The organism is Sorangium sp. So ce394 (genome assembly GCF_051474665.1).
Taxonomy (GTDB): Bacteria; Myxococcota_A; Polyangia; order Polyangiales; family Polyangiaceae; genus Sorangium; species Sorangium cellulosum_D.
The window spans coordinates 6,681,959-6,704,215 of record NZ_CP150339.1 but is presented as its reverse complement, the minus strand read 5'-3'; the positions used below and the strand labels follow the sequence as shown (position 1 = coordinate 6,704,215).

The 22,257-nt window shown below is 71.1% G+C and carries 16 protein-coding genes; 12 read left to right on the top strand and 4 right to left on the bottom strand.

The genetic code is table 11. The features are described 5' to 3' along the window. Nucleotides 1–7: 7 nt before the first annotated feature. Nucleotides 8–1,225: a PAS domain-containing protein gene (locus WMF33_RS24620; protein ID WP_437339404.1), complete on the top strand. Its 1,218-nt coding sequence runs from the start codon at nucleotides 8–10 to the stop codon at nucleotides 1,223–1,225. Between the two features lie 60 nt (nucleotides 1,226–1,285). Here the strand turns inward: WMF33_RS24620 and WMF33_RS24615 are convergent, their stop codons facing one another. Next, on the bottom strand, nucleotides 1,286–2,587 hold the full coding sequence (locus WMF33_RS24615; protein WP_437339403.1) for a nucleotide sugar dehydrogenase: 1,302 nt from the start codon (nucleotides 2,585–2,587) through the stop codon (nucleotides 1,286–1,288). A gap of 110 nt (nucleotides 2,588–2,697) precedes the next feature. After that, a complete protein-coding gene (gene glmS, locus WMF33_RS24610) occupies nucleotides 2,698–4,518 on the bottom strand; it encodes a glutamine--fructose-6-phosphate transaminase (isomerizing) (protein WP_437339402.1) in 1,821 nt (606 codons plus the stop codon). Nucleotides 4,519–5,005: 487 nt separating this feature from the next. On the opposite strand from glmS, the gene glmM reads away from it, so the two are divergent. From glmM to trpA, 11 genes are read left to right on the top strand one after another with little or no spacing between them, the layout of a single operon-like run. Continuing rightward, the gene (glmM, locus tag WMF33_RS24605) at nucleotides 5,006–6,361 is read left to right on the top strand and encodes a phosphoglucosamine mutase (RefSeq protein ID WP_437339401.1); all 1,356 of its coding nucleotides are present in this window, start codon (nucleotides 5,006–5,008) and stop codon (nucleotides 6,359–6,361) included. A gap of 23 nt (nucleotides 6,362–6,384) precedes the next feature. Further along, nucleotides 6,385–7,569 (top strand): Gfo/Idh/MocA family protein, encoded by a 1,185-nt coding sequence (locus tag WMF33_RS24600; RefSeq protein WP_437339400.1) that lies wholly within the window; start codon nucleotides 6,385–6,387, stop codon nucleotides 7,567–7,569. Then, the gene (locus WMF33_RS24595; protein WP_437339399.1) at nucleotides 7,566–8,708 is read left to right on the top strand and encodes a DegT/DnrJ/EryC1/StrS family aminotransferase; all 1,143 of its coding nucleotides are present in this window, start codon (nucleotides 7,566–7,568) and stop codon (nucleotides 8,706–8,708) included. Before WMF33_RS24600 ends, WMF33_RS24595 begins: the two co-directional genes overlap by 4 nt. Continuing rightward, nucleotides 8,705–9,814 (top strand): DegT/DnrJ/EryC1/StrS family aminotransferase, encoded by a 1,110-nt coding sequence (locus WMF33_RS24590; protein WP_437339398.1) that lies wholly within the window; start codon nucleotides 8,705–8,707, stop codon nucleotides 9,812–9,814. The genes WMF33_RS24595 and WMF33_RS24590 overlap by 4 nt, the downstream gene beginning before the upstream one ends. After that, nucleotides 9,807–10,676, top strand: coding sequence for a sugar phosphate isomerase/epimerase family protein (locus tag WMF33_RS24585; RefSeq protein WP_437339397.1), 870 nt, complete (start codon nucleotides 9,807–9,809; stop codon nucleotides 10,674–10,676). Before WMF33_RS24590 ends, WMF33_RS24585 begins: the two co-directional genes overlap by 8 nt. After that, nucleotides 10,673–11,995 (top strand): M20/M25/M40 family metallo-hydrolase, encoded by a 1,323-nt coding sequence (locus WMF33_RS24580; RefSeq protein WP_437339396.1) that lies wholly within the window; start codon nucleotides 10,673–10,675, stop codon nucleotides 11,993–11,995. Before WMF33_RS24585 ends, WMF33_RS24580 begins: the two co-directional genes overlap by 4 nt. Further along, nucleotides 11,992–13,113 (top strand): Ldh family oxidoreductase, encoded by a 1,122-nt coding sequence (locus WMF33_RS24575; protein ID WP_061627865.1) that lies wholly within the window; start codon nucleotides 11,992–11,994, stop codon nucleotides 13,111–13,113. Before WMF33_RS24580 ends, WMF33_RS24575 begins: the two co-directional genes overlap by 4 nt. Before the next feature lie 14 nt (nucleotides 13,114–13,127). Continuing rightward, a complete protein-coding gene (locus WMF33_RS24570; protein WP_437339513.1) occupies nucleotides 13,128–14,447 on the top strand; it encodes a Gfo/Idh/MocA family protein in 1,320 nt (439 codons plus the stop codon). 1 nt (nucleotide 14,448) lies between these two features. After that, the gene (trpD, locus tag WMF33_RS24565; RefSeq protein ID WP_437339395.1) at nucleotides 14,449–15,483 is read left to right on the top strand and encodes an anthranilate phosphoribosyltransferase; all 1,035 of its coding nucleotides are present in this window, start codon (nucleotides 14,449–14,451) and stop codon (nucleotides 15,481–15,483) included. 8 nt (nucleotides 15,484–15,491) lie between these two features. Then, nucleotides 15,492–17,444: a tryptophan synthase subunit beta gene (gene trpB, locus WMF33_RS24560; RefSeq protein WP_437339394.1), complete on the top strand. Its 1,953-nt coding sequence runs from the start codon at nucleotides 15,492–15,494 to the stop codon at nucleotides 17,442–17,444. A 2-nt stretch (nucleotides 17,445–17,446) separates the two neighbouring features. Next, nucleotides 17,447–18,244 (top strand): tryptophan synthase subunit alpha, encoded by a 798-nt coding sequence (gene trpA / locus WMF33_RS24555; RefSeq protein WP_061627862.1) that lies wholly within the window; start codon nucleotides 17,447–17,449, stop codon nucleotides 18,242–18,244. A gap of 35 nt (nucleotides 18,245–18,279) precedes the next feature. Here the strand turns inward: trpA and WMF33_RS24550 are convergent, their stop codons facing one another. Continuing rightward, on the bottom strand, nucleotides 18,280–19,179 hold the full coding sequence (locus WMF33_RS24550) for a DMT family transporter (protein ID WP_437339393.1): 900 nt from the start codon (nucleotides 19,177–19,179) through the stop codon (nucleotides 18,280–18,282). A 210-nt stretch (nucleotides 19,180–19,389) separates the two neighbouring features. Continuing rightward, nucleotides 19,390–22,161, bottom strand: coding sequence for a beta-propeller fold lactonase family protein (locus WMF33_RS24545; protein ID WP_437339392.1), 2,772 nt, complete (start codon nucleotides 22,159–22,161; stop codon nucleotides 19,390–19,392). Between the last annotated feature and the right edge of the window lie 96 nt (nucleotides 22,162–22,257).

Below are 22,257 nucleotides of genomic sequence, written 5' to 3'. Positions count from 1 at the left end.
GTCCTAGATGGGCACGCCGCTGCGCGTCCTCCTGGTCGAGGACTCCGAGCAAGACGCGCGGCTGATCCTGCGCGAGCTCAAGCGGGGGAGCTACGACCCGTCGCACGTGCGGGTGCACACGCCCGAGGGGATGACCGAGGCGCTCTCGCGGCAGGCGTACGACGTCGTGCTCTGCGATCACAGCATGCCCCGGTTCGACTCGCTGGCGGCGCTGCGCATGGTCAAGGAGCGCGGGCTGGATCTGCCCTTCATCATCGTCTCGGGCAGCATCGGTGAGACGACCGTCGCCGAGGTCATGCGGTCGGGCGCGAACGATTACGTCTTGAAGGGCGAGCTCAGGCGCCTGGCGCCCGCGATCGAGCGCTCGCTGCGCGACGTGGCGGAGCGGGCGGAGCGCCGGCGCGCCGAGATCGCGCTCAAGGAGAGCGAGGAGCGGTTCGCCCTGGCCGTGCAGGGCTCGCGCGACGGGCTCTGGGACTGGAACCTGGCCGGCGGGGGCGCCTATTACTCCGATCGTTTCAAGGACGTCCTCGGCTGCCAGGACGGCGAGCTCGGCGATTCTATCGAGTCCTTCCTGGGCCTCGTCGACGGGGAGGACAGGGATCGGGTGGCGGCCGCGCTCCGCGGCCACCTGGAGCGGCGCGCGCCGTACGACGTGGAGTTCCGGCGCCGCACCGCCGCGGGCGAGCTGCGCTGGCTCTGCTCGCGCGGGCAGGCGCTCTGGGACGAGCAGGGGAGGGCGACGCGCATGGCGGGCTCGCTCAGCGACATCACGGCGCGCAAGCGGGCGGAGGCGGTGCTCCTGGACAAGCTCGACATCATCGAGCGGCAGCAGGAGGCGATCCGCCAGCTCTCGACGCCGATCATCGAGGTCTGGGAGGGCGTGATCACCATGCCGGTGTTCGGGTCCGTCGACGAGCGCCGCGCCGAGCAGATGATGGAGGTGCTGCTCCAGGCGATCATGCGCACCCGCTGCGGCTCGGCCATCATCGACCTGACCGGCGCCGACGGCATCGACCACCGCACGGGCGATCACATCGTGAGGCTCGTCCGCGCCGTCGAGCTCCTCGGGGTACGCGGGATCGTGGTGGGCATCCGGCCCGAGGTGGCGCAGACCATCGTGTCGCTCGGCGTGGATCTCTCGAGGATCCACACCCTCGCGAACCTCCGTGACGCCCTGGTTCATTGCATGCAGCGCCCCGCGCGAAGGGAGTCGCGGCGCTGAGCGTCCGCGGGGAGGGCTGCTCGTCGACCTCGTGGGAGACCCGCTGAGGCTCGTCCCCGCCTACAGCCGCACCACCTTGGACTTGTCCCCGTCCAGCGCCCGCAGCGCGTCGCGCGTGTCGACGATGAGCTTCGACTCCGAGAGCATCCGGGCATAGTCGGTGTCAGAGTGGTCGGTCACGACCACCACCGCGTCATAGCGTCCGTAGTCGACGCTCGGGCATACGCTCCTCAGCTCCAGCCCGTGCTCGCGGACCTCGGGCACGTGCCGATCGACGTAGTCGACCTCGGCCCCCAGGCTGCGCAGGCCGTGGATCACGTCGATCGCCGGCGACTCGCGGTAATCGGCGACATCCTTCTTGTAGGCCACGCCCGAGACGAGCACCTTCGCGCCGTTCGCCGGCACCCGGCGCCGGTTCAGCGACTCGTGCACCAGGGAGACGACCTCGCCCGGCATCGCGCTGTTGATGCTGTCCGCGACGTCGATGAACCGCGCCTGGTACTTGAGCCCGCGCATGCGCCAGGACAGGTAGAGCGGATCGATGGGAATGCAGTGCCCCCCGAGCCCCGGCCCCGGATAGAAGGGCATGAAGCCGAAGGGCTTGGTCGCCGCCGCGCGGATCACCTCCCACACGTCGACGCCGAGCCGCCGCGACATCAGCGCGACCTCGTTCACGAGGCCGATGTTGACGGCGCGGAACGTGTTTTCGAAGAGCTTGACCATCTCGGCCGTGTCGGTGCTGCCGACCGGCACGAGCGTGTCGATGATCGCCCCATAAAGCGCCCTCCCCACGGCGAGGCACGCCGGCGTCATTCCGCCGATGACCTTGGGCGTGTTGCGCGTCTTCCACTGCGCATTGCCCGGATCCACGCGCTCGGGGCTGAAGGCGACGAACACGTCCTTGCCAAGCTCGTAGATCCCGCGCGTCAGCGTGGGCGCGAGCACCTCGCGCGTCGTGCCCGGGTAGGTCGTCGACTCCAGCACGATGAGCATCTCGGCGTGCTGCCGCGCCGCGATCTCCTCCATCGCCTGGGTGACGAAGCTCATGTCCGGATCCTTGTTCTTGCTCAGCGGCGTCGGCACGCAGACGACCACGGCGTCCGCGGCGCTGAGGACGCCCAGATCGGCGGACGCCGTGAGCTTTCCGGCGTCGACGAGCGGCGCGAGCTCCGCGGAGCGGATGTCGTCGATGTACGATTCGGCGCGGCCGAGCCGGCGCACCTTCTCGGGGTCCTTGTCATAGCCCGTCACGGCGAAGCCCGCCCTGGCGAGCTCGACCGCGAGCGGCAAGCCGACGTAGCCCACGCCCACCACAACCACGTTTGCCTCGCGGCGCTCAATCTTCCTGAGGAGTTTTTCCATCTCTCGGTCTCTGTGCTTGGTTCATTCGATGCTGGCCCGCGGGCGGCGCGGCGCTGTCCCTCGGCGCGATCGCCTCGCCTCGCGCGCGCGGCCAGGTTGGGGTTATCGCCTCACTCGACCGTGACGCTCTTGGCCAAGTTGCGAGGTTTGTCGACGTCCCTCCCGAGGAGGGACGCGACATGGTATGCGAGGAGCTGCAGAGCCACGGCGTTCACCACGGGGCTCAGCAGCTCGTCCGTGCGAGGGACCCGGATCACGTCGTCCGCGTGGCGGGCGGCCTCCGTGTCTCCATCGCTGACGAGGGCGATGATCCTCCCGGAGCGCGCCCTGACCTCCTGGATGTTGCTGAGGACCTTCTCGAGGAGGGGGCACTCGGTCGCGATGACGACCACGGGGAGGCCGTCGTCGATGATGGAGATCGGGCCGTGCTTCATCTCCCCGGCGGCGTGCGCTTCGGCGTAGACGTAGCTCAGCTCCTTCAGCTTGAGGGCGCCTTCGAACGCGCTCGGGGCGTTCACGCCGCGCCCCAGGAACAGCCAGCCTCGGGCGTCCCTGTATTTGGCGGCGATCCGCTCGATCTCCGCGACGCGCGCCGCGTCGAGCGCCTCGTCGACGACGCGCGGCAGGTCGCGGAGCTCGGCGGAGAGCTCGGCCGCGCGCGCGGGGCTCAGGGCCCCACGCGCGCGGCCGAGCCAGAGCGCGAACAGGAGCAGCGCGCTGAGCTGAGCGGTGTACGCCTTGGTGCTGGCGACGCCGATCTCCGGCCCGGCGTGGACGTAGAGGACCTCGTGCGCCTCGCGGGTCATGCTGCTCCCCTGGACATTGACGATGCCGAGCGTCCTCGCGCCGAGCCGCTTCGCCTCGCGGAGGGCCTCGAGGGTATCCATGGTCTCGCCGGATTGGCTGATGGCGATCACCAGCGTCCGCTCGTCGACGACCGGCTGGCGATACCGATACTCGCTCGCGATGTCGACCTCGACCTGCACCCGGGCGAGCCGCTCGATGAGGTGCTCGCCGACGAGGCCAGCATGGTACGCGGTGCCGCATCCGATGATCTGGACACGATCGATCGAGGAAGGGTCGAGGCGCAGATCGAGCCGCGCCTCTGCGGCGCCGCGGGGCAGACCGCCGGCGATGGTCTGCGCGAGGACCCGGGGCTGCTCGCGGATCTCCTTGAGCATGAACGTATCGCAGTCGCCCTTGTCGGCGGCCTCGGCGCTCCAGTCGACGAGGGTGGGGGGGCGCGCGCGCGGACTTCCCCCGAGATCGGTGACGTCGTAGCTCTGGCTTCGCAGGACGACCAGATCGCCGTCCTGCAGGAACACCACGCGGCGGGTGTACGGCAGCAGCGCCAGCACGTCCGACGCGAGGAACATCTCGCCGTCGCCGACGCCGATCACGAGGGGGCTGACGCTGCGGGCCGCGACGATCTCCTCGTGCTCGGCGTGGGCGACGACGACGGCGTACGCGCCGCGCACCTCCGCGAGGGCCGCGCGGACGGCGCCCGCGAGATCTCCCCGGTACTTCTCCTCGATGAGGTGCGCGAGGACCTCGGTGTCGGTCTCGGAGCGGAACGCGTAGCCCTGGGCAGCGAGCCGCTCCTTGAGCGGGCGGTAGTTCTCGATGATCCCGTTATGGCTGACGACGATGGTCCCATCCTCATTGGCGTGAGGGTGAGCGTTGCGGTCGTCGGGCGCGCCGTGCGTCGCCCACCGGGTGTGACCGAGGCCGAGCATCCCGCGGACCGAGCGCAGCTTCAGCTCTCCCGCGAGGCCGGCGAGCGGCCCGCCCTTCTTGTAGACCTCGATGCCCGTCACCGTGCGAATCGCGAGGCCCGCGCCGTCATGGCCGCGGTACTCGATCCGGGCGAGCTTGTCGAGGAGCACTTCCTTTGCGTCGCGATAACCCACGTAGCCAACGATTCCACACATGGTTTGCACCCGATGACGAGGAGGCGCCTCAGCGCCTCACAGGACGCCCCGTGAAGCGATGGACCGCTGTTCGTCCGAGGGCGCGTGCATCCGTCATGCCACGCCGCGCATTCCGGCGAGGACCGTGCCTGGACCTGGCCGGGCGCCGGACAGGCGGACATGACCGCGGACGCCGCGCAAGGCGGCGTTGCGTGACCGCGCCAACCGTTGCTCGCCGCCTGGCGCTCCTCTGAGCGGCTCGCAGCGGCTCGCGTGGAATGCGAGCGCGTTGGCGCTCCGATCCGGCTTGGCTCGCGACGAGCGCTCTCGACATCGACACGCGGCACGGCCGTTGCTCAAGGCAGGGGCAAGAGGCCAGCGCGCCTACGCTGGATGATCGATCCAGCAGGGGAGTCGGGCGCGCGCCGGGCAAGCTCGCCCGCGCAGCGCGGGTGCTGATGGGCGAGCTTGCCCGGCGCGCGGAGGCCTCGAGGAGAGGTGGAACTACATGGGAAAATACTTCGGCACCGACGGCGTACGCGGTATCGCAAACTTGGAATTGACGCCAGAGCTCGCCTTCCGGCTCGGTCGCTGCGGCGGCCACGCGCTGGCGGGCGAGGCGAGCGGCGCGACCTTCGTCGTCGGGCGCGATACGCGCGTCTCCGGCCCGATGCTGGAGGCGGCGATCGTCGCTGGGCTCTCTTCTATCGGTGCTTCCGTCATCCATCTCGGCGTCGTGACGACGCCGGTCGTCGCGTACCTCACCAGGCACTTCGGTGCCCGGGCAGGGATCATGATCTCGGCCTCGCACAATCCAGCCGAGGACAACGGCGTCAAACTCTTCGGCGCGGACGGCTTCAAGCTGCCGGAGGAGGTGGAACAGGCGATCGAGCAGCTGCTCGACGCGCCGGAGGACAGGCTTCCGCGCCCGGTCGGCGGACAGCTCCGCGCGGTGTCGGTCGACATGCAGGCGAAGGAGGTGTACCTGCGCCACCTGAAGGCGGCCGTGCCGGCGCGCTTCGACGGGGCGCGGATCGTGCTCGATTGCGCCAACGGGGGCGCGTACGAGCTCGCGCCCCGCGTCTTCCGGGAGCTCGGCGCGGACGTGGTCGCGATCGGGGTTGCGCCCAACGGATTGAACATCAATGATGCGTGTGGCTCGCTGCACGTCGAGGCGCTGCGAGAAGAGGTCTTGCGGCGCGGCGCGCAGCTCGGGCTGTCCTTCGACGGCGACGCGGACCGGCTGGTGGCCGTCGACGAGCGCGGGGCGGTGGTCGACGGTGATGAGATCCTGTATGTCTGCGCGTCGGCCGCGAAGCGAGAGCGCCGGCTGGCGAAGGACACGATCGTCACGACGGTGATGAGCAATGCGGGGCTCGCGCAGGCGGCCGCGCGGCTCGGCGTCGCGACGAAGCGGACCGAGGTCGGGGACCGCCACGTCGTCGCAGAGATGCGGCGCGGCGGCTACAACCTGGGCGGGGAGCCGTCAGGGCACGTCGTCTGGCTGGACCACGCGACGACCGGCGACGGGATCTTAGCGGGGCTCTTGCTGCTCGACGTCGTGAGGCGGACGGGCCGTCGGCTCAGCGAGCTGACACGACCGTTCGAGAGGCTCCCGCAGGTCCGCGCCGATGTGACGGTCGCCGACAGGAACAGGTTGAGCGGCAATCCGGCGATCGCCGCGGTCGTCCGCAGGGTGGAGCGAGAGCTCGGCGCCGCCGGGCGCATGGTGGTCCGCGCGTCCGGGACCGAGCCGGTCGTCCGCATCATGGCCGAAGGCCTGGAGCGGCCTCGGATCGAGGCGTACGTCAAGGAGCTCGCCGACGTGATCGCGCGCGAGCTGTCGTGCTCGCTGAACGCATGAGCGCGCGCGACCAGGAGCGAAAGATGTTTCAGCAGCTGATTGTAGGATTCGGCAAGGCAGGGCGAGATCTGCACCTGACCTGCCTGCGCAAGGCGCGACACAGGCCGGAGGGGCGAGGGCTGTTCGATGAGCGCATCGGCGTCGTCGATCCGCTCGTCGCCTCGGGAGGCGCGCTCCAGGGCGCGGCCGGCCTCCCGGCCTATCCCTCGATCGCCGACGCGCGCGGAGCCTTCGATCCGCGGCGCACGGTGGTCCACATCTGCACGGGGCCGTCGGAGCACTACCCGGTGTTCGTCGCGGCCGTCTCCGCCGGGTTCCGCCGCTTCGTCGTGGAGAAGCCGTTCACCATCCATGTCTCCGACGCGCGCGAGATCCTCGCCCTCGAGCGGGAGGCCGGCCTCGACGTCGCCGTCGTGAGCAACTGGCTCTCGAGCCCGGTGACGGCGCGCCTCAAGGCGATCATCGACAGCGGTGAGCTCGGCGCGCTCGAGCGGATGGTCATCGAGAGCAGCAAGCCGCGCATCAACCGCACGCTGGCGAGCAGCAGCCATCAGACCGCCTTCGACGTCGAGATGCCTCACCAGATCGCGCTGGCGCTCGCCCTCGGCGGGACCGAGGCCGCGGTCCTCCACGCCGAGTGCACCGATCTCTCCGCCGCCTCGGGCACGGTGCCTCACATGGGCGGCGCGACCATCGCGACGATGCACGGCGATCGCGTGGCCGCGGTCTGCCACTCCGATCTCGGCTGCCCGATGCGAAAGCGCGACGTCATCCTCGAGCTCGAGCGCGGAACGGTCATTGGATATTACCAGACCGGCGCCGACGACAACCACGCCTGGGTCAAGGTCTTCAGCGGCGACGGCCGCCTCGTCGCGACGGACGTATACGAGGACGACCCCCTGAGCACCTGCTTCATCGAATATTATCGTCACTTCGCCGCTCAGGGGCCCGAGCCGCTGAGCAGCGTGGAGTTCAACACGGGGGTGGTGGACGTCATCGCCCGCGCCAAGGTCCTGAGCGGCCTCCTCCATCCGGCCGGCGTGCCGGACGCCGTCCTGCGCGGGGCGGGGAGGTCGCGAGGGCGCGCGGGCGCGGGCGCACCCGCCGCCTGCTCGGAGCTCGCCGCCGAGCTCTCGTCGGGCGCCGCCCGGGCGCTCATGCCGCCGCCCGTCGCGGCGCGGAGCTTCAAGCAACGGAGTCGTACATGACAGCAGTTATCCCGTTTTACACGTGCGCGGCGTCGCTCGAGCGGCAGCGCGGCGAGATCGACGCCCTGATCGACGAGCTCTTCGCCGGCGGGTCGTTCACCGACGGCGCGCTCGTCCGCCGCCTGGAGCGGCGCATCGCCCTCTTCACGGAGGCGCGCCACACGATCGCCTGCGGCAACGCCACCGACGCCCTCACCATCATGCTCATGGCCGCGGGCGTCGGGCCCGGCGACGAGGTCATCGTCCCTTCGTTCAGCTTCTTCGCGTCCGCGTCCTCCATCGCGCACGCGGGGGCCAAGCCGGTCTTCGTCGATATCGATCCGGTCACGTACGCGATGGATCCAACCCAGATCTCCGCGGCCGTCACGCGGCACACCAGGGCCGTCATGCCGGTCCACCTGTTCACGCAGATGGCCGATATGCCCGCCATCGTCGACGTCGCCCGCCACCACGGCCTGCTCGTCCTCGAGGACAGCGCGGAGGGCATCGGGATGTGGCTCGGCGGACGGCACGCCGGCCTCATCGGCGACGCCGGGGTCCTCTCGTTCTTCCCGACCAAGACGCTGGGGGCGTTCGGCGACGCCGGCATGGTCCTCACGAACGACGACCGGCTCGCCGAGGCCGCGCGCATGCTCCGCAACCACGGCCAGAGGGAGGGCGAGCCCCAGGTCTATCGCCGCCTCGGCTTCAACAGCCGCATGGACAGCCTCCAGGCGGCGATCCTCCTGGCGCGCCTCGGGCGCTTGCCCCAGGACATCGCCAGGCGCGCCGCGCTCGCCGCCCTGTACGATCGCGGCCTCGCCGGCCTCTCCCCCAGCGTCTCGACGCCGCGCATCCGGCGCCGCCCCGAGGGCGCGGGCCCTGTCTACTACGTCTATCTGATCGAGTGCGAGCAGCGCGACGCGCTCGCCTCTCACCTCGCCCGAGAGGGGATCGGGACCGAGACCTACTACCCTGTGCCGCTGCACCTGCAGCCTTGTTTTCGGGGGCTCGGCTACGTGCGCGGCGACATGCCCGTCGCGGAGCGCGCCTGCACCCGGACGCTCGGCCTCCCGATGTATCCGGACATGACGGCTGAACACGTCGAGCGCGTCTGCGGCGCCATCGCCGATTTCTTCCAGCGCGGAGGCGCCCGATGAAGGTCGCGTACTTCGATTATCCGAGGCGCTTCGGCGCCGACGCGGCGCTCGTCAAGCAGCTCGTGGCCGAGGTGGGCGCCTCGGGCGCGTTCATCCTGAAACAGCGCGTCTCCGAGCTCGAGGATGCCATCAAGGGCCAGACCGGCGCCGCCCACGCCGTCGCCGTCTCGAACGGCACGGACGCGCTGCTCATCGCGCTGGCGTCCCTCGGCGTCGGCCCGGGCGTCGACGTGCTGACGCCCGCCTTCTCGTTCATCTCCACGGCGAGCGCGCCGGCCCTCCTGGGTGCCCGGCCGGTCTTCGTCGACGTGGACCCCGACACCGGCACCATCGCCGCCGACGAGCTCGCGCGCCGGCGCACGCCGGAATCGAAGGTCGTCATCGCCGCTCATCTCTTCTCCTCGCTCGCCGCGATGGCCGAGATCCAGGCCGCCGCGAGGGCGCTCGGCCTCCGCGTCCTGGAGGACAGCGCCGTCGCGCTCGGCGCGAGGACGGCGGGTGTTCCCGCGGGGCTCGCGGGCGACGTCGGCGTCTATTCCTTCTTTCCCGCGAAGCCCCTCGGCGGCATCGGCGACGCCGGGATGATCGTCTCCAACGACGCCGCGCTCGGCGACATGTGCCGGCGGCTGCGCAATCACGGCCAGGACGGCGTCACACGCTTTCTGCATCACCACCTGGGATGGAACCACCGAATGGATGAAATCGTGGCTGCCTACCTGACGACGAAGCTCGCGCGGCTCCCCGCGCTGCACGCGCGCCGCCGCGCCATCGGCGAGCACTACGACGCCGAGCTCGGCAAGCTCGGCGCCGCGATCAGGCCGCTCGCGTCCGCGCCGGGCGAGCGCGTGTTCTATACCTATGTCATCCGCGCCGAGCGCCGTGACGCGCTCCGCGCCCACCTCTTCGAGCGCGGCGTCGAGACCCAGCTCTATTACTCGGTGCCCCTGCACCTGCAGCCGTGCTTTGCCCACCTCGGGCACGTGGCAGGCGACTTCCCCGGTGCCGAGACGCTCTCGCGCGAGGCGCTGGCGCTGCCCCTCTATGCAGAGATGACGGACGCCGAAGCGGATTACGTCGTCTCCGCGGTCAGGAGCTTCCATGCGTGAGGCGCCTCCCGTGCTCCTCGCCGGCGTGGGCGATGAGGCCTCTCCGGACCTCGACGGCCAGCTGCAGGCGCTGCGCCGCCTCGGCTTTCGGGGCATCGAGCTCCGTACACTGGATGGCGTCGCCGTCGCCGACCTCGACCCCGCGCGCTTCGCGGACGCCGCGCGGCGCATCGCGGACGACGGGATGAGCGTCGTGGCCCTGGCGAGCCGGATAGGCGGCTGGGCGCGCCCGGTCTCCGGGCCGTTCGGCCGCGACCTGGGAGAGCTCAGGATCCTCGCCGACCGCGCCCACGCGCTCGGCTGCAGGTTCATCCGCATCATGTCCTATCCGAACCAGGGGCTCGACGGCGCCGGCTGGCGCCGCGAAGCCATGCGTCGGGTCGCCGAGCTCGTCGAGCTCGCCGCGGCGCTCGACGTCACGCTCCTCCACGAGAACTGCTCGGGCTGGGCCTCCCAGGGCGTGGAGCAAACCCTCGCGATGCTGCGCGAGATAGCGAGCCCCCATCTGGGGCTCCTGTTCGACGTCGGCAACGTGCGCGTCGCGGATCAGGACCCCGTCGCGTTCCTCGGTCGCGTTCTCCCGCACGTGCGCCACGTCCACGTCAAGGATGTCGTCTGGGACGCCGACGGCGCCGCCCAGTTCACCTGGCCGGGCGAAGGTGAAGCCCAGCTCGCCGAGTGCCTCTCGATGCTCGAGGCGGCGGGCTATGCCGGCGCCATCGCCATCGAGCCGCACCTGGCCCACATCCCTCACCTCGGCATCACCGCCGACACGGCCACGCTGCGAGAGTGCTTCGTCGAGTTCGGCGGCCGCTTCGAGCGCATCGCCCGGACCGTCTGGCGCGCAGGGAGGAGTCAATGAACGATCCGCAGATCCGTTTCACCCCCGAGCACCTCGAGCACCTCCTCGGCTTGCTTGCGATCGACACGACGAGCCCCATGGAGACCGGCGTGCCGAGCGACATCCCGGACGCTCAGCGGGCCTTCCGCGACTTCGCGGTTTCCCGCGGCTTCACCGAAGCTTACCTGGGCGCTCCGTGCGCATCGGTCCTGAGCGGCGCGCACGTCCCTGTCTCCGTGCGTGAGGTGGCCGCGAGGATGGGCGGCGCGTTCCTCTCGTCGCAGCCGAACCTGGTCCTCCGCGCCGGCGGAGGCCGCTCGGCGGCTCGCACCGTGATGTTCAACCTCCACATGGACACGGTCGCTGGGCACGTCCCCGTCGCGTGCGAGGACGGGATCGTCACCGGCCGCGGCGCCGTCGACATGAAAGGCCCCGGCGTCGCGGTGCTCGCCGGCATCGAGGCGGCCATGCGCCAGGATCCCCGCCTCGCGGGCGAGATCCAGGTGCTCGTCCAGTCGGTCGCCGGCGAGGAAGGCGGCGCCATGGGCGTCTACGGGACCAAGGCCCTCGTGGACCTCGGCTACGTCGGCCGATTGAACATCTTCGCCGAGCCGAGCGAGGGCCACTTCTTCGACCGTTCGACCACGTCGATGACGGCCCGCGTCTCGGTCGAGGGGGTCGGCTCGACCGACGACGCGCCCCACGCCGGCCAGAACGCCACGGTCATCCTCGCCGCCGTCGCAATGCGGTTCGCCCGCGATCTGGTCGCCGACGTGCGTCGCATCGGCGGCAAGACCTGTGTCGCCGGCATCCACACCGGCAGGATGCATAACCGGGTTTACGGCGAGGGGGCGCTGCTCGTCAACTTCGCGTACTCCACGATGGCCCAGGCCGAGGCGATCGAGGAGGCGACCGAGATCCGCTTCGCGGAGGCCCTCCAGGGCCTCGCGACCGATTTCGCCGGCTCCGAGGTCCTCGGCGCGACGGCCTCGGCCGCGCGCGCCGTGACGCGCCTCGAATGGCTCAAGCGCCGCCTCCCGACGCTCGACAACCGCGATGACGCCATGAGGCGCGTCCTCGCGGCGGCCGGCATCGGCCGGACGCCGCCCGCGCTCGCGCATCGCGCGTTCACCTGCGACGCCATGTGGGCGCAGCGCCCCGACCGCTACACGGTCGTCTACGGCCCTTGCAGCCTGGAGCACAACCGCGCGCACGCCGACGGCGAGTTCATCGCCGTGGCCGACCTCGAGCGGTTCGCCCGCGAGGTCGAGGCCATCGTCCTCGCCTTCGGCGACCACTGTCGCAGCGGCGCCGCCCTTCTCGATGAGGAATCGATATGAGCAAACTGAACATCTCTCTCGATGAGCTGCGGCGCTTCGCGGCCGACGCCCTGACCCGGGCCGGCCTCGCGCCGGCGCACGCCCGCATCGCGGCCGAGCCGCTCGTCTACGCGGACAAAAAGGGCTTCGATACCCACGGTATCGCCAATCTCGGCCGCATCTACGTGGCCAAGCTGAGGAGCGGCCGCATCCGCGGCGACGCCGAGCCACGCATCCTCAAGGACGAGGGCGCGACGGCGCTCATCGATGGTCAGGACGGCCTCGGCCTGGTGACCGGGGTCAAGGCGATGCGCCTCGCGATGGACAAGGCTGCGGCGTCCGGCGTCGGCGCCGTCGCCGTGCGCCGCAGCTCCCATTTCGGTCCGGCCGGCTACTACGCCGAGCTCGCGCTCGAGCGCGGCATGGTCGGTATCGCCATGTCGAACCTCGGCTCCCAGACGATCGCTCGCCCGCCGCATGGCGGGGCGAAGATCGTCGGGACCAACCCGATCTGCCTCGCCGCCCCCGGCGGGGAGATGCCGGCCTTCGTCCTGGATATGAGCACGACCGTCGTCTCGACCGGCAGGGTCCGCGCCGCGGCCCGCCTGGGCGAGCGCATCCCCGAAGGCTGGCTCGTCGACGAGCACGGCGCTCCGGTCACCGATCCGGCCGCGTACGACGCCGGCACGGGGCACCTCCAGCTGCTCGGCGGCCAGCCCGAGACCGGCGCGTGGAAGGGTCTTGGCCTGGCCCTCTGGGTGGACATCCTCTGCGGCGCCCTCGCCGGCGCCGCGGCCGGTCCGGATCCAGACCTCTTCGGCCCCTCGGGCGAGGCCCGCTCCCGCGACGATCGCGACGTCGGCCACTTCTTCCTCGCCCTGGACATCCGCCGCTTCGGTGAGCTGTCGGAGTTCCAGCGGCGCATGGACCGGATCCTCGCTGGCGTCGTCGAGTGCCCGGCCAACGGGCCGGGCCGGCGCGTCACTTATCCTGGATATCTGGAGCACGAGCGCCGCCGCGCCCTGCGCGTCGACGCGGTGAGCGTGGACTCCGACCTGCTCGCGGCGCTCGGCGGGCTGGCCCGCGAGCTGGGGATCAAGCCCCTCGAGACCCTCGTTGAAGAAGGAGATGCAGCGTGACGGTGCGTATCGGTATGATCGGTATGGGAGTCATCTCGAAGTTCTATGTCGCGGGCTTTCCGCGCGTGGACGGGGCGAGGCTGGTCGCCGTGTGCGACCTGCGGAAGGAGCGCGTCGCGCCCTTCGAGGAGCGCGGCATCGACGCGACGCTCGATTACCGAGAGCTCTTGGCCCGCGACGACATCGACGCGGTCATCATCAACGTCCCCAACGACGAGCATTACGCCATCTGTCGCGACGCGCTGGCGGCCGACAAGCATGTCTGCTGCGAGAAGCCTCTGACCATCCGCCGCGCGGACGCCGAGCGCCTCGTCGGCCAGGCGCGCGCCGCCGGCCGGACGTTGTTCACGGCGTTTCACCGCCGCTACAACGCCAACGTCGTGCGCGCGTTGCCGCAGCTCGCCGACCGGTCGCGCATCGCCGCGGTCACCGCCCGATATCTCGAGAAGATCGAGGAGCACGCGGGAGACGACCGCTGGTACCTCGATTCGCGCCGCTGCGGCGGCGGCTGCCTCGCCGACAACGGCCCGAACGTCTTCGACACGCTCGCCTCGTTCCTCGGCCGGATGGAGGTCACCCGCGCCGCGATCGAGCGCGACGGCGCCGGCATCGACCGCGAAGCCGACGTGGACCTCGTGAGCGCCGATGGCATCCCGGTGCACGTCCGCCTCGACTGGGCCTACCCGCGCGGCGAGCGAAAGGACATCGAGGTCTCGCTCAAGAGCGGTGAGCGCATCGCCATCGACATGCTCGCTGGCTTCGACGAGTTCAAGGGCTCTCTCTGGCACGAGTACGAGGAGATCCTGCGCGACTTCGTCGCCACGATCGGGGCGGGCGGCTGCCACGGCGAGGACGGCCTCGACGCCGTGAGGCTCGTGAACGATGCTTACGCCGCGGAGGGGCCCGCCCGCACGGCGCAGGCGCGCAAGCGCGCCGTCCCGACGACGGTGGTGAAGCTCCTCCAGCACAAGCGGAGCGACCGCGGCTTCGTCATCGAGCGACACGCGACGCGCTGCGTGCGCGCCGGCGAGGTCCACGAGCTCGTCACCACCGATCAGGCGACCGCCGGGCCGGGCGACCGCGTCGACCGGGTGGGATTCCTCGGCTTCGTCGAGGCGCGCGCCGCCGGCGTCATCGAGCGCGGCGACCTCGTGGTCCACGGCGGCACCGTGATCGGCAGGGTGCTCGGCTTCGACGCCTGCCATTTCCCGAACCATTACAACGTCCTCGTCGCCGCCGCGGCGCCCGTCACCGCGGGCGAGCTCGGTCTCGCCGTCGAGGACACGGTGAAGTTCCTGCCGGGCGAGCCGTCGCCCGAGGGCGAAGGGCGCTGACATGAGACCTGTCGAGGTCCTGACGCGCGCGGCCGCCCGCGAGCACCTCCTCGCGAGCGAGGCGCGCGACGCCATGCTCGCGCTGCTCGACGGCGCCTTCACGCCGGCGCAGGCGGCGGCGTGGCTGTCGCTGCTCGCCTGCAAAGGCGAGACGGTCGCCGAGCTCGAGGGCTTCTTCGCCGCGCTCATGACGCGCGCCGTCCGTGTCCCGCAGAGGGCCGATGCGATCGACACCGCCGGCACCGGCGGCGACCGCCACGCCAGCTTCAACGCCTCCACGGCCGCCGCGCTGATCGCCGCCGCCGCGGGCGCCGTCGTCGCCAAGGCGGGCAACCGCGCCGCCTCGAGCCGCTGCGGCAGCGCCGACCTGCTGGAGGCGATGGACATCGATATCGATCTCGGGCCTGCGGAGGTGGATCGATCGCTCGACGAGACCGGCTTTGCCTTCCTGTTCAGCCAGCGCTTCCACCCGGCGCTCCGCGGGCTCGCGCCGCTGCGCCGCGAGCTCGGCCTGCGGACGGCGCTCAACCTCCTCGGGCCGCTGGCCAACCCAGCCGCCCCCGCGCGCCGCGTCCTGGGCGTCGCCAAGCCGGCCCTCGTCGATCTCTACGCCGAGTTCCTCCCGGCGATCGGCGCCCAGCGCGCGCTGATCGTGCACGCCCGCGACGGCCTCGACGAGCTGAGCCTCGCCGCGCCGACCGACATCGCCGAGCTGCGCGACGGCGCCCTGCGCCGGTTCACGGTGACGCCGGAGGACCTCGGCCTCGCCCGCTGCGATCTCGCGGCGTTGCGCGGCGCAGGTCCGGCCGAGAACGCGGCGCTGCTCCGCGCGCTCTGCCGGGGCGAGCGCGGGCCTCTTCATGATTTTTGCGCCGCAAATGCAGCCGCGGCGCTGTACCTCGCCGGCCTCGCGAGCGACCTGCGCGATGGCGTCGAGGTCGCCCGGCGCGCCATCCGGTCGGGGGCGCTGGCTTCGCTTGTGGACAACCTGATTGCACGCTCGGCGACGCGCCGGAGCGCGGAAGGACTGCGATGATTCTCGATGTGATCCTCGAACACAAGCGCGGCGAGATCGCCGCCAAGGAGCGCCGCGTCCCGCGCGCCGCGCTGGAGCAGCGGGCCAGGGCGGCCCGACCGCCCCGCAATTTCGCGGGGGCGCTGCGCAAAGATGGCGTGTCCGCCATCGCCGAGATCAAGCTGAAGTCGCCCTCGAAAGGCGTGTTCCGCGAGGGCTTCGACCCGGTGGCCATCGCCCGCGCCTACGCGGCGAACGGCGCCCGCGCCATCAGCGTGCTCGCCGACCGGGAGTTCTTCGGCGGCGGCCCCGAGATCGTGGAGGCCGTGGCGAACGACGCGGGGGTGAATGTCCCCGTGATGTACAAGGAGTTCGTCGTCCACCCGTACCAGGTGATCGAGGCCCGCGCCGCCGGCGCCGACGCCGTGCTGCTCATCGCGCGCGGCGTCGACGCGGCGCTCCTCACCGAGCTGATCGCGCTCGCGCGCTCGCTCGGCATGGAGGCGCTGGTCGAGACCTTCGACGCCGGCGAGATCGAGCGGGCCGTGCAGGCCGGCGCTCGCATCATCGGCGTCAACAACCGCGATCTGTCGACGTTCGCGGTCGACCTCGACAGGTCCCGCGCGCTCCGCCGGCTCATCCCGGCCGACGTGCTCGCGGTCAGCGAGAGCGGCCTCAAGAGCGCCGCGGACGTGGCCGCCGTCGCCGGCATGGGGTTCGACGGCATCCTCGTCGGCGAGGCGCTGGTCAGCGCGCCCGATCCCGGCGCGGCCCTCAGGTCGCTCCTTGGCTCCGCGGGGCCCGCGCCGGGGGTGTTCGGCGCGTTCGGCGGCCGCTTCGTCGCCGAGACCCTGATGCGCAATCTCGAGGAGCTCGAGCAGGGCTTTCTCCGCTACAAGGACGACGCGGAGTTCAACCGGACGCTCGGCGACATCCTCACGAGCTTCGTTGGCCGCCCGACGCCGCTCACGCCGCTCCTGCGCCTCAGCGAGTCCCTCGGCGGCGCGCGCATCTACGCCAAGCGCGAGGATCTCGCCCACACCGGCGCCCACAAGATCAACAACGCCGTCGCCCAGGCGCTGCTCGCGGTCCGGCTCGGCAAGCGCCGCATCGTCGCAGAGACCGGGGCCGGCCAGCACGGCGTCGCCATCGCGACAGCGTCGTGCCTGCTCGGGCTCGATTGCACGGTCTACATGGGGGCCGTCGACGCCGAGCGCCAGGCGATGAACGTCCAGCGAATCCGCATGCTGGGCGCCGATCTCCGGTTCGTCCACGCCGGCTCGAGGACGCTGAAGGACGCGAGCAACGAGGCCCTGCGCGACTGGATCGCCAACGTCGACTCGACGCATTACCTGCTCGGGTCCGCGGTGGGACCGCACCCGTTCCCCACCATCGTTCGCCACTTTCAAACGGTGATCGGCGCCGAGTGCCGGGCGCAGGTGCTCGAGCGCGAGGGGCGCCTGCCCGACGCCGTGGTCGCGTGCATCGGCGGCGGCAGCAATGCGATCGGCATCTTCGCGCCGTTCCTCGACGAGCCGTCGGTCGATCTCATCGGCGTCCAGGCCGCCGGCGGCGGCCTCGCGAGCGGGCTGCATGCGGCGTCGCTCCTCGCCGGCAAGGTCGGCGTCCTCCAGGGCTCCAAGACCTATGTCCTTCAGAATGACGACGGCCAGATCCTCGAGACCCACAGCATCGCGCCGGGCCTCGACTACCCGGGCGTCGGCCCCGAGCACGCCCACCTGCGCGACACGGGCCGCGTCCGGTACGTCGGCGTCGACGACGCGCGCGCCCTCGAAGCGTTCCAGACGCTCTGCCGCATGGAGGGCATCCTCCCTGCGCTCGAGTCCTCGCACGCGGTCGCGCACGCCCTTGAGCTCGCCCCGAGCCTCGGGCGCGACGCGATCCTGGTGGTGAACATCTCCGGCCGCGGCGACAAGGACCTCGCCTCGGCGATCGAACACATGCACAGGGAGAAAGCCTGATCATGAGAAAACTCGAAGCTCGGTTCGCGGAGCTCTCTCGCCGCGGCGAGCGGGCGTTGATCCCCTACGTGACCGCCGGCCACCCGTCGCGGGAGTCGCTCATCCCGCTGCTCGCGGCGCTCCAGCGCGCCGGCGCTGACGCCATCGAGGTCGGCGTACCGTTCTCGGATCCGGTCGCCGACGGCCCGGTGATCCAGAAGTCCAGCCACGACGCGCTGGCCAATGGCGCGAGCCTCGCCTGGCTGCTCGCCGAGATCACCCGTGCCCGCGCGGCTTCCGTGTCGGTGCCGATCGTGCTGATGGGTTACAGTAACCCGTTCCTCGCCTTCGGTCTGGACAGGCTCGCCGCGACGGCGGTCCAGGCGGGCATCGACGGCCTCATCGTCCCCGATCTGCCGGCCGACTCCGCCGATCCCTGGCTCGACGTCCTGGGTGCCCACGGCCTCGGCGTCGCCTTCATCGCCGCTCCGACGACCAGCCCGGCTCGCCTCCGCGCGCTGGGCGAAAAGGGCCGCGGCTTCGTCTACTGCGTCTCCTTGAACGGCGTCACCGGCGTGCGGGACCGCGTGGCGGACGGGGTCGAAGCGCTTGTCGACCGCATCCGGTCCGCCACGGCGCTCCCGGTGGCGGTCGGCTTCGGCATCGGGACGCCGGCCCACGTCCGCCAGGTCACGCGCTGCGCCGACGGCGCCATCGTCGGCAGCGCGATCATTCGCCTCCTCGACGCGACGCCGGCGCCGGCGCGGCTGGCCGCGGTCGAGGGGTTCGTCCGCGAGCTCAAGGACGCGACGCTCGGTTAGGGTGCTCGGGGCTGCCCCGAGCAGCCCCGCACGCGCTAACGTTGACGGGCCGCGCACAGGATCCCGCCGAAGATCAGCAGGATGCCGAGCCCGTGCGCGGCGCGGAGCTCCTCGTGCAACACGAGGTGGGACAGGATCAGCGCGCTCACGGGCAGGACTCCCGTGAAGACCGCCGCCGTGGCACCGGAGACCTTGCTGACGCCCCGGTACCACAGGACGAAGCCGAGGACCGTGACGGCCAGCGCGTAGTGCACGATCGACAGCCAGCCAGCCATCGACGCCCGCGAGAACGAGAACGAGCGGGCCTCGTAGACCGCCAGCGGCAAGAACAGCATGAAGCCGAAGGCGACCACCATGGTCGAGACCGCGAGGGGGCTGAGCTTCGCGGTCATGACCTTCCCCAGGATCGTGAACAGGCCCTCGCACACGACCGCTCCCAGGATCAGGACCGTGCCGAACAGGTGAGCCGAGCCGCGTGCGCCCTCCGCGCCGCCCTCTCCGCCGGAGCCGAGCTGGAGGGCGGCGATCCCGGCGACGCAGAGGCCGACGCCGGCCCATTTCCAGCGATTGAGCCGCTCGCCGAGGATCAAGGCCGCGAGGAGGGCGGTGACGCCCGGTGTCGTGCTGGTGATGATGCCGCTCTCCGAGGACGTCGTGTAGCGCAGTCCGTACAGGAGAAAGAGGCTGAACAGGAACACCCCCGTCAGCGCCTGGAGGAAGAGCACGCGGTAGTCGCGCCAGACAAGGGCCGGCATGCGCTTCTCCTTGGCGAGCAGGAGGAGAATGAGCACGGGCATCGCCAGCCCGAAGCGCAGGCCCGAAGCCAGGAATACCGGGAACTCGCGGGTGATGATCTTGCCGGCCACGACGGAGCTGCCGACGAGGGCCATGGCGAGGGTGAGATCCAGGAACGGTCCAATGCTGCTTCTCTTCATGTTCCCGCGCTCTTCGGGCCGTGGAGAGGCCAGTCCGAGAGCGGTTGATGCAGATTGCAAACCGCACGCCATCGAGGGGTACGCCTCTCCAGGCCCCGTGGCAGCGCGGGCAGCGGCGCTCTGGTCTGGACGCGCTCGTCGGGTCGACGGCGGTGGCCGCCCCGGCGCGTGCGCCCACGACGTGAGCGCACGCGCGGGCGCTGTCCCTGCTCAGCCTCCGGGGTGGCTCGCTGGATCCGCCGGATCGGTCTCCGCGTCCTCCTCGTCGCCGTCGAGCGCTCCATCGCCGTCGCGGTCGAGCGCCATCCGCACCCCCGAGCCCGGCGGCGCGCAGGTGTACGTCAGCGCGTGCTCCGGCGCCGCGAGCTGGCGCAGCGCCGCCGCGCCGATCGCCGCGCTCCCCGCCCGGTTCCGGCGGAACGTGCCGTCGCCCTGGTAGAGGAAGCCCGCCTCTTCGCCCTGCATGCGCCCTCTCACCACGAGATCGCACTCGCCCGCGCCGGCGCGCGCGATCAAGAGGTCCACGCGCTGCTCGGACGCCGTGTCGCCGGCGCCGGCGAGCGTCGCCTGCTGGCCCACGATGGGCGCAAGGTTCGTATCGAACGCGTGCAGATACGAGGTCACCTGCCGGCGCAGCACGTCGCCCGCCTCGCCCGGAGGGAAGCCGGCGACCCCGGGCGCCTCGTTGAAGCCGCGCTGATCGTGGAAGCGGAAGATCGTATCCATCGTCCCGTCATGGCCGAAGCCGAACCCGCGGATCTGGTCGCCCTGGAACGCGACGTCTCGATCGTTGAAGCGGGGGTTCTGCACCATGCCGAACATCCCCACCTTCTGATAGACGTTGCGCAGCTGGGCGACCTTGAAGCTCTGGAAGATGAAGTCGAACGTGTAGCGCCCGTCGGACCCGAAGAAGCCTGGGAATGGAACTCCATGCTCGGCGTTGCCCGCGGGATCGAGCACGTGGCACGTGCTGCACGCGCCGCCCGGCTCGGTGAAGAAGGCCTTGCCCGCCTCCTGGTCGGGGGTGAGCGTGTTGTCCAGCCGGCGAATGGGGTTGGGCGGATACATCACCTGGAGCATGAAGTCGGTGAACGCCTGCATGTCCGCCTCGGGGATGGGCGCGCTGCGCCCGAGCAGGCCGACGAAGGCGACGTTGAACTTCTTGAACGCCGCCTCCTCGTCGAAGGTGCCGCTGTCCGGCTGCGCGCTCGGCGCGTCGTTCCCGCCGGTGCGGTCCCCCCGCCAGTGCATCGGGCCGTGGTTGGCCATCCCGCGCAGGCTCTGCGTCGTCATCGGCCCCTTGAGGGCGGCGAACTCCGCGGGCTGGCCGAAGAGCGTTGGATCGAGCACGAAGGGCCCCGGCATCGGCGTGGTCGTCGCGTCCGGGTCGCCGAGGTCCCACGCCAGGCTGTCGACGTCGCCGAAGACATGGCAGCTCGCGCAGGCCGAGTCGCCGTGGCTCGACGAGAACGAGGCGTCGTAGAGGAAGCGGCGGCCGCGGACCACGCTCTCCGGCTCCGGGCTGTACATGGGCACGTGCGCGATCTCGGCCCGGGCGTCGAGGTCGATGACCGCGATGGAGTTGTCGAACCGCGTGAGGGCGTAGAGCTGCTTGCGCCCCTCGTCGAGCACCACGCCGGTCGGCCCGCCGCCGGAGACGGGGATCTGGCTCGCGCGCCTGGGCACGAAGGTGTCGGCCTCGAGCGCCGCGGTCGAGAAGACGCCGATCTTGTCCGAGCCGAGCGCGGCGACGTAGAGCTTCTTTCCGTTCCCCGAGACGGCCATGCCCTGCGGCAGCGCGAGGCTCTTCCGGCTCTCGGCGTTCGGGACCGGGGCGCAGCACGCGCCGTAGTCGATGTGCTTGTTCAGGTGCCGCGGGGCCACGCCGCCCGTCGTCGGATCGAGCACCGTGATGCGGTTGTGGTTGAAGCGGCCGCGCACGCTGTGGCCGGCGAAGACGCCGGCGCCCTCGAAGCGCTCCTCGTTGAACGCCTCGGTGTTGGCCACGTAGACGCGCCCGCTCACCGGGTTGACGGCCATGTTGTAGAGGACCGTGCCCACGCCCTGGAAGGCGCCCGCGGGGCCCGCGAGCTGCGCCGGCGGGTCGGCCATGGCGTCGAGGACGAAGACGTCCTTGTCGGGCAGCGCGAGGTTCACCTTGTCGTCCCAGGCTCGATTCAGCTCGTCCACCCAGTGCTGTCCGTTGAATTTGACGATGAGGGGCGCCGACGGCTGCGCCACCCCGGCGGCGTTGGTGGTCGGCGGGGGCAGGCCGAGGCCCAGGTTCACCACGTTGGTCTCGATCACCGTGGTGCGGTTGCCCGAGTGGAATGCCGCCGCGTAGACGCGCGCGCCGTCGGGCGTGGCGGCGAGCGCGCGCGGCGTGTCGCTGAACAGGGTGACGATGGTGAGCGGCGCGGCGCTCTGGCTCGCCGCGGAGAAGACCCAGACGTCGGCGCGGCCCACGCCCGGCGTGGTGAGCGCCGGGTCGACAGGGCTGTTCTGGCCGCGGTGCGCGGTGGTGATGAAGGCGCGGTCCTTGCCAGGGCCGGCGAACACGATGTCGCGAGGCTCGTCGCCGACGAGCAGGGTGCGCGCCACGCGGGGCTTCCTGGGCCTCGAGACGTCGACCACGCTCACGCTGTCGGAGAGGTGGTTGACGACCCAGACCTCGTCGTCGCTGCGGGCCGCGACCGCGACGGGCTCCAGGCCGACGGCGACCGAGCCGCGGTGCACGAGCGTGCCCCGCCTGACCTTGAAGATCTCCAGCCGGTTGTCGGGCGTGTTGACGGCGAAGAGCGTCGACCCGTCGGGCGAGAGGGCGAGAGGGCGAACCTGGCCGCTCTCGAAGAGGGTGTAGGGCCGGGCGGGGGCGAGGGCGCTCGGGGCGCTCGCGGCGGCTCGGGATTCATCCACGGATGCGCCGGTGTCGCCGCAGGCGGCGAGGGCGAGCGCCGAGAGCGACAGGAGAAGGAGCTTCATGATGGGCACCTCGAAGGTTACGGGAACATTCAAGGATACCACCGACATCCAGGCACCGAGCAATAGCGCCGAATCAGAATGAGATACGATTGTTTG